The organism is Salmonella sp. JXY0409-18 (assembly GCF_020268625.1).
Lineage (GTDB): Bacteria > Pseudomonadota > Gammaproteobacteria > Enterobacterales > Enterobacteriaceae > Salmonella > Salmonella enterica.
This window is the reverse complement of sequence record NZ_CP084216.1, coordinates 900,791-914,604: the sequence shown is the minus strand read 5'-3', so window position 1 is coordinate 914,604 and position 13,814 is coordinate 900,791. Positions and strand designations below refer to the sequence as shown.

The window sequence follows — 13,814 nt, the reverse complement described above, 5'->3', positions numbered from 1 at the left end:
AATTTAACAGTGTGACCCTAATTGTCCCATAACGGAACTCCATGACCAACTACAGCCTGCGCGCACGCATGATGATTCTGATCCTGGCCCCGACCGTCCTGATAGGTTTGCTGCTCAGTATCTTTTTTGTAGTGCACCGCTATAACGACCTGCAGCGTCAACTGGAAGATGCCGGCGCCAGTATTATTGAACCGCTCGCCGTCTCCAGCGAATATGGTATGAACTTACAAAACCGGGAGTCTATCGGCCAACTTATCAGCGTCCTGCACCGCAGACACTCTGATATTGTGCGGGCGATTTCCGTTTATGACGATCATAACCGCCTGTTTGTAACGTCTAATTTCCATCTGGACCCCTCACAGATGCAGCTTCCCGCCGGAGCGCCGTTTCCACGTCGTCTGAGCGTCGATCGCCACGGCGATATTATGATTCTGCGCACTCCGATTATCTCGGAGAGCTATTCGCCGGACGAGTCAGCCATTGCCGACGCGAAAAATACCAAAAATATGCTGGGGTATGTGGCGCTTGAACTGGATCTCAAGTCGGTAAGGCTACAGCAATACAAAGAGATTTTTATCTCCAGCGTGATGATGCTTTTTTGTATTGGCATTGCGCTGATCTTTGGCTGGCGGCTTATGCGCGATGTCACCGGGCCTATCCGTAATATGGTGAATACCGTTGACCGCATTCGCCGCGGACAACTGGATAGCCGGGTGGAAGGATTTATGCTGGGCGAGCTGGACATGCTGAAAAACGGCATTAATTCCATGGCGATGTCGCTTGCCGCCTATCACGAAGAGATGCAGCATAATATCGATCAGGCCACTTCAGACCTGCGTGAAACCCTTGAGCAGATGGAAATCCAAAACGTTGAGCTGGATCTGGCGAAAAAGCGCGCCCAGGAAGCGGCGCGTATTAAGTCGGAGTTCCTGGCGAACATGTCGCACGAACTGCGAACACCGCTGAACGGCGTCATTGGCTTTACCCGCCTGACATTAAAAACGGAGCTGAACCCCACCCAGCGTGACCATCTGAACACCATTGAGCGTTCCGCGAATAATCTGCTGGCGATCATTAATGACGTGCTTGATTTCTCCAAGCTGGAAGCCGGTAAGCTCATTCTGGAAAGTATCCCTTTTCCACTGCGCAACACGCTGGATGAAGTGGTTACGCTGCTGGCCCACTCGTCGCATGATAAAGGGCTGGAGTTGACGTTAAATATTAAAAACGACGTCCCGGATAATGTGATTGGCGACCCGCTGCGCCTGCAACAGGTCATTACTAATCTGGTGGGCAATGCCATTAAGTTCACCGAGAGTGGCAATATCGACATTCTGGTAGAAAAGCGGGCGCTCAGTAACACCAAAGTACAGATTGAAGTGCAGATCCGCGATACGGGGATCGGCATTCCGGAACGCGACCAGTCGCGACTGTTTCAGGCGTTTCGCCAGGCCGATGCCAGTATTTCTCGCCGTCACGGCGGCACCGGGCTTGGGCTGGTGATTACGCAAAAGCTGGTCAACGAAATGGGCGGGGATATCTCTTTCCACAGCCAGCCTAATCGCGGCTCGACCTTCTGGTTTCATATTAATCTTGATCTTAACCCAAATGTCATTATTGACGGGCCGTCGACCGCATGTCTGGCCGGAAAACGGCTGGCTTATGTCGAACCGAATGCTACCGCCGCGCAATGTACCCTGGATCTGCTGAGCGACACGCCGGTGGAGGTGGTTTACAGCCCGACCTTCTCCGCGCTGCCGTTAGCGCACTACGATATTATGATTTTGAGCGTTCCGGTGACCTTCCGCGAGCCGCTCACCATGCAGCATGAACGTCTGGCGAAAGCGGCGTCAATGACGGACTTTCTACTGCTGGCGCTACCTTGCCATGCGCAAATTAACGCCGAAAAGCTGAAACAAGGAGGCGCGGCGGCCTGTCTGTTAAAACCATTGACGTCAACGCGCCTGTTGCCAGCGCTGACGGAATATTGCCAGTTGAATCACCATCCTGAACCGCTGCTAATGGATACCAGTAAAATCACCATGACGGTTATGGCGGTTGATGATAATCCCGCTAATCTGAAGCTTATCGGCGCGTTACTGGAAGATAAAGTCCAGCACGTAGAGCTTTGTGATAGCGGACATCAGGCGGTGGATCGGGCGAAACAAATGCAGTTTGATCTGATTTTGATGGATATTCAGATGCCGGATATGGACGGCATACGCGCCTGCGAGTTAATTCACCAGCTTCCTCATCAGCAGCAAACACCGGTTATTGCCGTTACGGCACATGCGATGGCCGGGCAAAAAGAGAAGTTGCTCAGCGCGGGCATGAACGACTATCTGGCTAAACCGATAGAAGAAGAGAAGTTGCATAATCTGTTGCTGCGCTATAAACCCGGCGCCAACGTAGCAGCGCGCCTGATGGCGCCGGAACCGGCTGAGTTTATCTTCAATCCGAATGCGACGCTCGACTGGCAGCTTGCGCTCCGCCAGGCTGCCGGTAAGCCCGATCTGGCACGGGATATGCTGCAAATGCTGATTGATTTTCTGCCGGAAGTGCGCAACAAAATTGAAGAACAACTGGTGGGAGAAAACCCCAACGGTCTGGTCGATCTGATCCATAAGCTACACGGGAGCTGCGGCTATAGCGGCGTACCGCGGATGAAGAACCTTTGCCAGCTTATTGAGCAACAGCTTCGCAGCGGCGTCCACGAAGAGGAGCTGGAGCCTGAGTTTCTGGAGCTGCTGGATGAGATGGATAATGTCGCGCGTGAAGCGAAGAAGATATTGGGCTGATATTCGCCGGATGGCGGCATGACCGCCTTATCCGGCCTATAACTCAGCGTAACTGTTGCCCCGCTTTCAGCGTTGCAGCCACGTTGCGCGCGGTCATTCGTACGTTTTCACTCGCATTCTTCAGCGCGTCCTCCAGCGTACAGATGGTATAAATCACGCTGAAAACGGCATCAAGCCCATGTTCATGAACCACGCCAACATCCGCCGTCAGGCTACCCGCAATACCAATTACCGGCTTGTTATACCGTTTGGCGATGTTTGCCACGCCAATAGGGACTTTACCGTGAATGGTCTGGCTGTCGATGCGTCCCTCGCCGGTGATGACTAAATCAGCATCCGCAAGACACGCTTCCAGATGAAGCGCATCGGTGACAATCTCAATACCACGCCGTAGCTGCGCGCCGCAAAACGCGTATAACGCCGCCCCCATGCCGCCTGCCGCGCCGCCGCCTGCCAGATCCAACACATCGACATGCAGATCGCGGGCAATCAAATGCGCATAGCGAGTCAATGCCGTATCCAGGCGTTCAATCATTTCCGGCGTCGCCCCTTTTTGCGGACCAAAAACCGCAGACGCGCCCTCTTTGCCGGTAAGGGGATTCGTGACATCGCAGGCGACCTCTATATGACACGCCGACAAACGCTTATCCAGGCCGCTGATATCAATGCTGGCGAGTGTTTCCAGCCCAATGCCGCCTTGCACAATATCATTGCCCTGCGCATCCCGTAGCCTGGCCCCCAGCGCCTGCACCATCCCCGCGCCGCCATCGTTGGTGGCGCTACCGCCGATACCAATAATGATATGCTCAACGCCCGCATCCAGCGCATGACGGATCAGCTCGCCGGTTCCCCATGATGTGGTCTTCAACGGATCGCGTTGCGCGGGCGGTACCTGCTCCAGCCCACTGGCGGCCGCCATTTCAATGAACGCGGAACGCGCATCGCCGGAAAGCCCATAAAACGCATTGACGCGATGCCCCAACGGCCCGGTGACCTCAACATGCACGATTCGACCCGCCGTCGCTTCAACCATCGCTTCGACAGTACCTTCTCCGCCATCAGCCAGCGGTAATTTCAGGTAATCGGCGTCAGGCCAGATCTCGCGAAATCCTTGTTCAATGGCGGTCGCTACCTCAAGAGCACTCAAACTTTCCTTATACGAGTCTGGTGCGATCACTATTTTCATAAGTCGTCCTTACGCATGTTGATCCTGTTAAGCATACACCCAGAGAAGGACCGGTTCCTTACGGAACCGGCTCTGACTTAACGCACCATGCAAGGACGCTTATTATCAAACGTCCAGCCAGGAATTAAGTACTGCATTCCCATCGCGTCGTCACGCGCGCCTAAGCCATGCTTTTGATAAAGCTCATGCGCTTTCATCACCTGATCCATATCGAGCTCAACGCCCAGCCCCGGTTTGGTCGGTACTTGCACCATGCCGCCTTTAATTTCAAACGGTTCTTTAGTCAGACGTTGGTTGCCTTCCTGCCAGATCCAGTGGGTATCGATCGCGGTGATCTTGCCCGGCGCCGCCGCGGCAACATGGGTAAACATCGCCAACGAAATATCAAAGTGGTTGTTAGAGTGCGAGCCCCAGGTCAGACCGAACTCATGACACATTTGCGCCACGCGTACAGAGCCTTGCATAGTCCAGAAGTGCGGGTCCGCCAGCGGGATATCGACGGATTGCAGCGACAGCGTATGCCCCATTTGACGCCAGTCGGTCGCTATCATATTGGTGGCCGTCGGTAATCCGGTCGCGCGACGGAATTCCGCCATCACTTCACGTCCGGAAAAACCCTGCTCCGCGCCGCACGGATCTTCTGCATAGGCCAGAGAACCTTTCAGGTATTTACCAATGCTGATCGCTTCGTTCAGCGACCAGGCACCGTTTGGATCGAGCGTGACGCGCGCTTGTGGGAAACGTTTCGCCAGCGCTACGATTGACTCGGCCTCTTCTTCGCCCGCCAGCACGCCGCCTTTCAGTTTGAAGTCGTTGAAGCCGTATTTTTCATAGGCGGCTTCCGCCAGACGCACTACCGTTTCCGGCGTCATCGCCTCTTCATGGCGCAGACGATACCAGTCGCATGGCTCATCCGGCTGGCTCTGATACGGCAGTGGCGTGGCCTTGCGATTGCCGACAAAGAACAGATAACCCAGCATTTCGACTTCGCTGCGCTGCTGACCGTCGCCTAACAGCGAAGCGACGTTGACGCCCAGGTGTTGGCCTAAAAGGTCAAGCATTGCCGCTTCAATACCAGTCACCACATGGATAGTGGTACGGAGATCGAACGTTTGTAAACCGCGTCCGCCCGCATCGCGATCGGCAAACTGGTTGCGAACGGCGGTCAGGACATTTTTATATTCACCCAGCGTTTTTCCCACCACCAGTGGGATCGCATCTTCCAGCGTTTTGCGGATTTTTTCGCCGCCCGGAATCTCGCCGACCCCGGTATGACCGGAGTTATCTTTAATAATGACGATGTTGCGCGTGAAGAACGGGGCATGCGCGCCGCTCAGGTTCATCAGCATACTGTCATGGCCCGCAACCGGGATAACCTGCATTTCAGTCACTACAGGCGTCGTAAATTGAGTACTCATAACTGTGTCCTTATTCAGAATTAGTGACGACCAAAAACAGGGCGTTTGCGGTCAAAAGTCCAGCCGGGGATCAGGTATTGCATCGGGCCTGCATCATTACGCGCGCCGCCTGGCAGCGTTTTATACGCGTCATGCGCTTTTCGCACCTGTTCCCAGTCAAGCTCCACGCCCAGTCCTGGCGCATCCGGAACGGCAATTTTGCCGTTTTTAATTTCCAGCGGATTTTTAGTCAGGCGGCAATCGCCCTCCTGCCAGATCCAGTGCGTATCAATAGCGGTGGGTTTGCCTGGCGCCGCCGCGCCGACATGGGTAAACATCGCCAGTGAAATATCAAAATGGTTATTCGAATGGCAGCCCCAGGTTAGCCCCCAGTCATCGCACAGTTGCGCCACGCGAACGGCGCCGGTGAGAGTCCAGAAATGCGGGTCGGCAAGAGGGATGTCTACCGCATTGAGCATCGCCGCGTGTCCCATTTCACGCCAGTTGGTGGCAATCATATTGGTCGCCACCGGCAGTCCTGTAGCACGGCGGAACTCCGCCATGACTTCACGACCAGAGAATCCTTGCTCCGCGCCGCACGGATCTTCCGCGTAGGTCAGTACATCATTCAGCCCTTTGCACAACGCAATGGCTTCATCCAGTAGCCAGGCGCCGTTCGGATCCACGGTAATACGCGCGTCCGGGAAGCGTTTTTTTAGCGCGCGAACGGTATCAATCTCTTGTTCGCCCGGCAGCACGCCGCCCTTGAGTTTAAAATCTTTAAAACCGTAGCGATCCTGAGACGCTTCCGCCAGCCGCACGACCGCGTCGCTGTTCAGCGCTTCCTGATGGCGCAGACGGTACCATTCATGACTGCCCGGCGTGCTTTCCAGATACGGCAGATCGGTTTTAGTACGATCGCCAATATAGAAGAGATAGCCTAACACGGTGACGGCATCGCGCTGTTTACCGGGTCCTAACAGTTCACAGACCGGCACATTAAGCGCCTGTCCCAGTAGATCAAGCAGCGCCGCTTCCAAAGCCGCCACCGCGTTAACCCGCAGTTCAAACGTCCATGCGCCTTTACCAAAGGTGTCAAAATCAGCGGCCTGGTTGCCTTTATGCACCTGCTGCACCACTTTGTTCAGGCGGGCGACTTCCTGGCCTAATACCATCGGAATAGCATCGACCAGCGTCTGATAAATCACTTCTCCGCCCGGCGCCTCGCCGACGCCAGTATGCCCGGCGTTATCGGTGAGGACGACGATGTTACGGGTGAAGTACGCGTTATGCGCGCCGCCGATGTTGAGTAGCATACTGTCATGTCCGGCAACCGGAATGACCTTCATGTCCGTAATCACGGGACTGGATTGCGTTGTCATGATAATTGTCCTGCGACAGGTTTCAGTTCAATACGCTTAATATCGCCTACCAGCACCAGATAGCTGATGATGGCCACCAGGGCATGTACGCCGACATAGATCAACGCGCCGTTGAAGGAACCGGTGGTGCCAACGATGTAACCAATCGCGATTGGCGTCACAATACCGGAAATATTGCCGAACATATTAAACAAGCCGCCGGAAAGACCGCTGATCTCTTTCGGCGCGGTATCCGCCATTACTGCCCAGCCCAACGCGCCGATACCTTTACCGAAGAAGGCCAACGCCATAAAGCCGATGATCATCCATTCCACGTTCACATAGTTACAGAACACCATAACCATTGACAGCAACATCCCCAGCACAATCGGCGTCTTGCGCGCGATATTCAGGGAGCCAGTACGACGCATCAACCAGTCGGAAATGATGCCGCCCAACACGCCGCCGATAAAGCCGCAGACCGCAGGAACCGAGGCGACAAAGCCCGCTTTGAGAATCGACATGCCGCGCGCCTGGACCAAATAGACCGGGAACCAGGTAATAAAGAAATAGGTCAATGCGTTAATACAGTACTGACCGATGTAAACGCCAATCATCATACGAGAGCCCAGCAGCTGTTTGATCTGGCCCCATTTGACGCTAAACGGTACTTTCGCTTTGGTGTCTTTCTGATCCATATTGATCAGCGCGCCGCCTTCTGCGATGTACTCCAACTCTTTCTTATTTACGCCCGGATGGTTATTTGGTTCATGGATAACTTTCAACCAGATAAAGCTGATGATGATCCCTAACCCGCCCATAAAGAAGAAGACATGCGACCAGCCCACTTCGTGCGTCAGCCAACCCATAATCGGCGCGAAAATAACCGTGGCAAAGTATTGCGCGGAGTTAAAGATGGCCACTGCCGTTCCCCTCTCCTGCGCCGGGAACCAGGCTGCAACGATGCGACTGTTGCCCGGGAAAGAAGGCGATTCCGCCAGACCAACCAGGAAACGAAGCGTAAAGAGGGCGACAATAATGCCGAAACCACTAAAGATATCGACAAAACCCTGCAACAGGGTGAAGACTGACCAAATGAAAATAGACCAGAAATAGACGCGTTTGGAACCAAAGCGGTCCAGCAGCCAGCCGCCCGGGATCTGCCCGATAACATAGGCCCATGAAAAAGCAGAAAAAACATAGCCCATGCCTACCGGATCAAGGCCGATATCTTTGGCCATTTCTGAGCCGGCAATGGACAATGTGGCGCGGTCGCCGTAGTTGAAGGATGTGACGATAAACAGCATCACCACTATCCAGTAGCGGGCGTTCGTGCGTTTCTCCGCACTACTCGCCGCGTGACTTAATGAACTCATTGTTGCACTCCTGAAATTTCGCGTTAGCTACGCTCACTCTGAACTGCACAACCGGTAGGGAATCAGAGATAACGTTTCCTTGTTGCAGCTTTTATTAGGTCGTTTGCTTTGCACGCTGCATGCTTTTATTCACTGGCAGGAGAAGTATAAAAAGCGCGCCACACACACTCACCGTGCAACAACACAGTATTTTGGCGATGAATTACGCCTGTTTATGGCAAAAGCCCAGGACAGTGGAAGCCACTTCACGGAAATGAAATCAGAAGGCGTCAGGCGTCGACGCAGGAGGAATAAAAAGAGAAGAATGTGAAACAGGTCGCTTGATTACATGAAAACGCCCGTAAAAAACTGCCGCTTTTGCGGGCATATGCCCAAAGCTAACACGATTCAGTTACTTTACACTGTGTACAGGTCGTGATTTTGCTTACTGGCAACGCAAGCAAACGAAAAGGTACCCTCCCGTAGGGGGGAGGGATTTACCTCAGGAAAGTAAAGTTCCCCAGTTTTCAACCCAGGGATTGGATTGGCTCTCCGGCTCCGGATGTTCGCTGGCGTCAATGAATAACATCTCCCCCACCCGCTGCGCGCTTTGCTCCTGCAACAGGGCATCAAACTGTTTGCCGCCATTACAGAAATTGGGGTAGCTGCTATCACCTAGCGCAATCACCCCGTAACGCAGGTTTGGTTGAAAACCGACTGTATCTTTAATGCCGTGAAAGAGCGGCGCAATGCTATCCGGTAGATCGCCCTGCCCGGTCGTCGAGGTAACGACCAGCGCAACCTTATCCTGATATTGCTGCCAGTCGGACAGTTCAGGATCTTCAAACACGGTCGCGCTGTGGCCCTGTCTGGCGAGGATCGCTTCCGCTTCTTCCGCCACCAGCAGTGAGTTGCCATACATGGTCCCGACAAAAATACCAATTTCCGCCATTATGCGTATCTCCCTGAATTATGCCTGATGAGTCTCATCCTGCCGGGACGCCGCCGTAAACTCAACCCTTTCATTGTCAGGGAGAAGTCCACGCCAGCCAAACTGTGTCAGCGCCTGCATCCAGGTTTCATCCAACCCGGCCTGAATCATCAACGGCTGTCCGGTGAAGGGGTGCGTCAGTTCAAGCCGACTGGCATGAAGCATCAGGCGACGACAGGCAAAATGCTCTGCGGCGCTGCGGTTTTGTCGCAAATCGCCATGCTTGCTGTCGCCGATGATAGGATGACGCAGATGCGCCAGATGACGACGAAGCTGGTGCTTGCGTCCCGTTTTTGGTTCCAGCTCAACCAGACCATAACGCGTGGTGGGATAACGTCCGGTCGGCACCGCCATTTCGACCGTCGCCAGTCCGCGATACTGCGTTACAGCCGGCTGGGGCGCTTTATCCTCGCGGGCGAATTTATCAGCAATTTTATCGCGCTCTTCCACCAGCGGATAATCCAGTACTGCGTCATCCATCAGCCAGCCGCGCACAATGGCATGGTAGCGTTTACGGATGTGGTGCTGCTCGAACTGCTGCGCCAGACGGCGTCCCGCTTCGCTGGACAGCCCCATTAACAGTACGCCCGACGTGGGTCTGTCGAGACGGTGGGCGGTAAAAACATGCTGGCCGATTTGGTCGCGCACCGTTTGCATGACCACGACTTTTTCGTCGCGATCCAGCCAGCTCCGGTGAACAAGCCAGCCTGCGGGTTTATTCACGGCAACCAGCCACTGGTCTTGATAGAGGATCTCCAGCATCAGGATTTATCGCGGACGAATAGCGCATCCAGATCCTGCAAAACCGCCAGGATCGCCTCCCTCTGCGGATGATCCGCCGCCAGCGCCATTTCATAATAAGGGGCGACGGCAAACGCCTCGGGCAGTGGCTGCGCATTATCAAGTAGGGTATGCATACGTGGGATCAATACCCATTGCAGCCATTCCAGCGGTTCCATGATATCCATAAAAAATGGTTGGGTGCTGGTAAACAGGTGCGCCTGCGGCGCATCCAGCCGCCAGTGGCGATGCTCGCGCAGCAGCGTTTCAAGCACATGTAACTGCTGACGCACACGGTCATGAGTCGTCATGTTAAAAACCTCAATGATGAAAATCTGGCGCGAAGAATAACAAAAAAAAGGGAGCACTGTATAAACAGTGCTCCCGGTTCGTTTCGCAGCATTCCAGCTACTTTTCGTGCTCCCTGCTCATCCGTGACAACTTTTCCTGTGACCTTACGGCCTGTTCATCCTGAACGTTTGCATCCTGCGCACATCGCCCGATGTGATAGCTTCTTCCTGAAGCGTCCCTGGTCATCCAGACCCGCCGAACATCCTGATCGGCTCTCGTTCTCCGTCCTGGAGGTGTCCTTTAACGCATCCTGCGCTTTCCACTTTGCTTCATCCTGAAGCCTTTCCTTGTAACACCATCCTGGCGTGTCCTGCTGAAGCGTCATCATCCTGACGTTCGCTTCGTTGTACGACTCCCTGTCGACGAAGATAGAATCGCCTGTTTCACCTTGTCTTACAAGACACCTACAGACAATACCTTAAGTAAATTTTCATATGAAAGTGCGCAAAAACATTTTAACAGGTTGTTTTATATAGACTTACATAAGAAAACGGGACTCAGTATCCGCTGATATCCTGGCGATCTCCTACAGACTTTGTAAGAGATCTCTCACACCTGTTAGGGCAAACGATTACAGAAGAGGATTAAGTTGCGTAAGGAATTCCGCAAGCGTTGCGGCAAGAACGGTACGATTGCGGGTGCCCAGCGTTTCTTTAATCACCTCGCCGGACAGATTACAGACCGAAATGACCTCAAGCTCATTTTCCTGCGTCGCAATAAAAAGCGTGGGAGGAAGCTTGAGCCGCTTTTGCGTGACCAGGTGGCCTATCAGATTTTCCTGCACGCGCCGAAAGTCATCCTGACTCCAGGTTTGCAGTAGCGTAAGCTTTTCATCCGCGAACTGCGCGGGCATGTCGCCAGCAAACTGCGTGGTGTAAAACGCGTGGAGCGCAGGTTGTACCATAATATCGAAGGCGCGTTCAACCGCGTTTACATTTTCTTCGCCTTCAAAAGGTTGCGGCTGCCAGTAAACGGCATCGCGGGTTGAAGAAATAATGCACGGAGAAGGTACGCCATACAGTTCTTCGCTCAACGGCCAGCTACCGTGTTTTTCTTGCCACGCGTCGCAGTAACGCGTCGTAAAGGCTTTCAATGCCTGCGCTGTCAGTTCGTCCACCAGTTTCTCTCTTCATAAAAGCCAGGATACACTTGGCGCATAGTGTATCTGGTTTATGACGGTGAAACATGTCTTCTTATGAAAACCATCAGGCTCTCGATGGCCTGACTCTCGGAAAATCAACGGATTACCGGGACAATTATGATGCCAGCCTGCTGCAGGGCGTACCGCGCAGTTTGAATCGCGACCCGCTCGGATTAACAGCCGATAATTTGCCGTTCCACGGCGCGGATATCTGGACGTTGTATGAACTTTCCTGGCTTAACAGCCGTGGTCTTCCGCAGGTCGCCGTCGGGCATGTCGAACTGGATTACACCAGCGTTAATTTAATCGAATCCAAAAGCTTTAAACTGTATCTGAACAGCTTTAACCAGACGCGCTTTGACACCTGGGAGACGGTGCGCCAGACGCTGGAGCGCGATCTGCGCGCCTGCGCGCAGGGCAACGTTAGCGTGAGGCTTCATCGTCTTGATGAGCTGGAAGGACAGCCTGTCGCCCATTTCCACGGCACCTGTATTGACGATCAGGATATCAGTATCGACAACTACCAGTTTACTACCGACTATCTGCAACATGCGGTCAGCGGCGAGAAGCAAGTAGAGGAGACGCTGGTCAGTCATCTGCTGAAATCCAACTGCCTGATCACCCACCAACCGGACTGGGGCTCAATACAAATTCAGTATCGCGGGCGCAAAATCGACAGGGAAAAACTGCTGCGTTATCTGGTCTCCTTCCGTCACCATAATGAATTTCACGAGCAGTGCGTAGAGCGTATTTTTAATGACATTCTGCGCTTCTGTCAGCCGGAAACGTTAAGCGTTTATGCGCGCTATACCCGCCGCGGCGGGCTGGACATTAATCCCTGGCGCAGCAATGCCGATTTTGTGCCCGCCACGGGCAGGCTGGCGCGTCAGTAATCTTTTTTGTCAATTTTGCGTGCCGGATTGCGCATGTAAGGTTGTGAAAGGTCATCAGCCAGGGCTATTGTAATCAACAGGGAATGGCGTGTTGCGTCCCATAAGGAGTTTACTTGATTACACATATTAGCCCGCTTGGCTCAATGGATATGTTGTCGCAACTGGAAGTGGACATGCTGAAACGCACGGCCAGTAGCGACCTGTATCAACTGTTTCGTAACTGTTCACTTGCCGTTCTTAACTCCGGCAGCCTGACCGACAACAGCAAAGAGCTGCTGTCCCGCTTTGAAAATTTCGATATTAACGTGCTGCGCCGCGAGCGCGGCGTGAAGCTGGAATTGATTAATCCGCCTGAAGACGCCTTTGTTGACGGGCGGATTATTCGTGCGCTACAGGCTAACCTGTTCGCGGTGCTGCGCGACATTCTCTTTGTGAATGGGCAGATCCATAATGCCGGTCGTTTCCAGCATCTGGATCTTGAAAGCTCAACACATATCACCAATCTGGTGTTCTCCATTTTGCGCAACGCCCGGGCGCTGCACGTCGGCGAAGCGCCAAACATGGTGGTATGCTGGGGCGGCCACTCAATTAACGAAAACGAGTACCTGTATGCCCGTCGCGTCGGCACACAGTTGGGATTACGCGAGCTGAACATCTGCACCGGCTGCGGCCCTGGGGCGATGGAAGCCCCCATGAAGGGCGCGGCGGTCGGTCACGCGCAACAGCGTTATAAAGACAGCCGCTTTATCGGCATGACTGAACCTTCCATTATTGCGGCTGAACCGCCTAACCCGCTGGTGAACGAACTGATCATCATGCCGGATATCGAAAAACGCCTGGAAGCGTTCGTCCGTATCGCACACGGAATCATCATCTTCCCGGGCGGCGTGGGTACGGCGGAAGAGCTGCTTTATTTGCTGGGGATTCTGATGAATCCAGCCAATAAAAATCAGGTGCTGCCGCTGATCCTGACCGGACCAAAAGAGAGCGCCGATTACTTCCGCGTGCTGGATGAGTTTATTACCCATACGCTGGGCGAAGCGGCCCGCCGTCATTACCGCATCATCATTGACGATGCGGCGGAGGTAGCGCGGCTGATGAAGAAAGCGATGCCGCAAGTGAAAGAGAATCGCCGCGATACCGGCGACGCCTATAGTTTTAACTGGTCGATGCGTATTGCACCGGATCTGCAGGTGCCGTTTGAGCCGTCGCATGAGAATATGGCCAACCTGAAACTGTACCCGGATCAGCCGGTTGAAATTCTGGCGGCGGATCTGCGGCGCGCCTTCTCCGGTATTGTCGCGGGGAACGTGAAGGAGGTCGGGATACGCGCCATTGAAGCTAATGGTCCGTATAAAATCCACGGCGATCGAGAGATGATGCGTCGCATGGACGATCTGCTGCAGGGATTCGTCGCGCAGCATCGTATGAAATTGCCAGGTTCCGCCTACATCCCCTGTTACGAGATCTGCGCTTAGCGCTTATGCCCGGTTGCCGCCAGCAGCCGGGCGCTTCCCCCATTCCTTTCATTGCGGTATGGCGATTAACGTATGCCTTCATT

At 53.9% G+C, this 13,814-nt stretch carries 11 protein-coding genes; 3 read left to right on the top strand and 8 right to left on the bottom strand.

Annotated features, from left to right (window positions below; translation table 11 throughout):
• Positions 1–41 precede the first annotated feature (41 nt).
• Positions 42–2,798 carry a two-component sensor histidine kinase BarA gene (barA, locus tag LDB27_RS04375; RefSeq protein ID WP_000186399.1) on the top strand — a complete coding sequence of 919 codons (2,757 nt, stop codon included), beginning with the start codon at positions 42–44 and terminating at the stop codon, positions 2,796–2,798.
• Positions 2,799–2,841: 43 nt separating this feature from the next.
• On the opposite strand, the gene LDB27_RS04370 is transcribed toward barA, so the two are convergent.
• From LDB27_RS04370 to syd, 8 genes are all read right to left on the bottom strand, one after another.
• Positions 2,842–3,984, bottom strand: coding sequence for a glycerate kinase (locus LDB27_RS04370; protein ID WP_000706486.1), 1,143 nt, complete (start codon positions 3,982–3,984; stop codon positions 2,842–2,844).
• A 77-nt stretch (positions 3,985–4,061) separates the two neighbouring features.
• Positions 4,062–5,402 carry a glucarate dehydratase gene (gene gudD, locus LDB27_RS04365; protein WP_000107109.1) on the bottom strand — a complete coding sequence of 447 codons (1,341 nt, stop codon included), beginning with the start codon at positions 5,400–5,402 and terminating at the stop codon, positions 4,062–4,064.
• Positions 5,403–5,422: 20 nt separating this feature from the next.
• Complete coding sequence (locus tag LDB27_RS04360; protein WP_000211804.1) at positions 5,423–6,763, bottom strand: enolase C-terminal domain-like protein; 1,341 nt, start codon at positions 6,761–6,763, stop codon at positions 5,423–5,425.
• Positions 6,760–8,118, bottom strand: coding sequence for a galactarate/glucarate/glycerate transporter GudP (gene gudP, locus LDB27_RS04355; protein WP_000097015.1), 1,359 nt, complete (start codon positions 8,116–8,118; stop codon positions 6,760–6,762). Before gudP ends, LDB27_RS04360 begins: the two co-directional genes overlap by 4 nt.
• Positions 8,119–8,599: 481 nt before the next feature.
• Positions 8,600–9,049: a flavodoxin gene (locus LDB27_RS04350; protein WP_000807739.1), complete on the bottom strand. Its 450-nt coding sequence runs from the start codon at positions 9,047–9,049 to the stop codon at positions 8,600–8,602.
• 18 nt (positions 9,050–9,067) lie between these two features.
• Positions 9,068–9,850 carry a tRNA pseudouridine(65) synthase TruC gene (truC, locus tag LDB27_RS04345; protein ID WP_000890034.1) on the bottom strand — a complete coding sequence of 261 codons (783 nt, stop codon included), beginning with the start codon at positions 9,848–9,850 and terminating at the stop codon, positions 9,068–9,070.
• Positions 9,850–10,179: a YqcC family protein gene (locus LDB27_RS04340; protein WP_225519921.1), complete on the bottom strand. Its 330-nt coding sequence runs from the start codon at positions 10,177–10,179 to the stop codon at positions 9,850–9,852. The genes truC and LDB27_RS04340 overlap by 1 nt, the downstream gene beginning before the upstream one ends.
• Positions 10,180–10,790: 611 nt before the next feature.
• On the bottom strand, positions 10,791–11,336 hold the full coding sequence (gene syd, locus LDB27_RS04335; protein ID WP_000343990.1) for a SecY-interacting protein: 546 nt from the start codon (positions 11,334–11,336) through the stop codon (positions 10,791–10,793).
• A gap of 68 nt (positions 11,337–11,404) precedes the next feature.
• On the opposite strand from syd, the gene queF reads away from it, so the two are divergent.
• Positions 11,405–12,253: an NADPH-dependent 7-cyano-7-deazaguanine reductase QueF gene (gene queF, locus LDB27_RS04330; protein WP_000100465.1), complete on the top strand. Its 849-nt coding sequence runs from the start codon at positions 11,405–11,407 to the stop codon at positions 12,251–12,253.
• A 113-nt stretch (positions 12,254–12,366) separates the two neighbouring features.
• Positions 12,367–13,731: a nucleotide 5'-monophosphate nucleosidase PpnN gene (gene ppnN / locus LDB27_RS04325; protein ID WP_000627973.1), complete on the top strand. Its 1,365-nt coding sequence runs from the start codon at positions 12,367–12,369 to the stop codon at positions 13,729–13,731.
• Positions 13,732–13,814 lie beyond the last annotated feature (83 nt).

Coding starts and splice junctions, on each gene's coding strand:
- barA (WP_000186399.1), top strand. CDS start 42: ATGACCAACTACAGCCTGCGCGCACGCATGATGATTCTGATCCTGGCC.
- LDB27_RS04370 (WP_000706486.1), bottom strand. CDS start 3,984: ATGAAAATAGTGATCGCACCAGACTCGTATAAGGAAAGTTTGAGTGCT.
- gudD (WP_000107109.1), bottom strand. CDS start 5,402: ATGAGTACTCAATTTACGACGCCTGTAGTGACTGAAATGCAGGTTATC.
- LDB27_RS04360 (WP_000211804.1), bottom strand. CDS start 6,763: ATGACAACGCAATCCAGTCCCGTGATTACGGACATGAAGGTCATTCCG.
- gudP (WP_000097015.1), bottom strand. CDS start 8,118: ATGAGTTCATTAAGTCACGCGGCGAGTAGTGCGGAGAAACGCACGAAC.
- LDB27_RS04350 (WP_000807739.1), bottom strand. CDS start 9,049: ATGGCGGAAATTGGTATTTTTGTCGGGACCATGTATGGCAACTCACTG.
- truC (WP_000890034.1), bottom strand. CDS start 9,850: ATGCTGGAGATCCTCTATCAAGACCAGTGGCTGGTTGCCGTGAATAAA.
- LDB27_RS04340 (WP_225519921.1), bottom strand. CDS start 10,179: ATGACGACTCATGACCGTGTGCGTCAGCAGTTACATGTGCTTGAAACG.
- queF (WP_000100465.1), top strand. CDS start 11,405: ATGTCTTCTTATGAAAACCATCAGGCTCTCGATGGCCTGACTCTCGGA.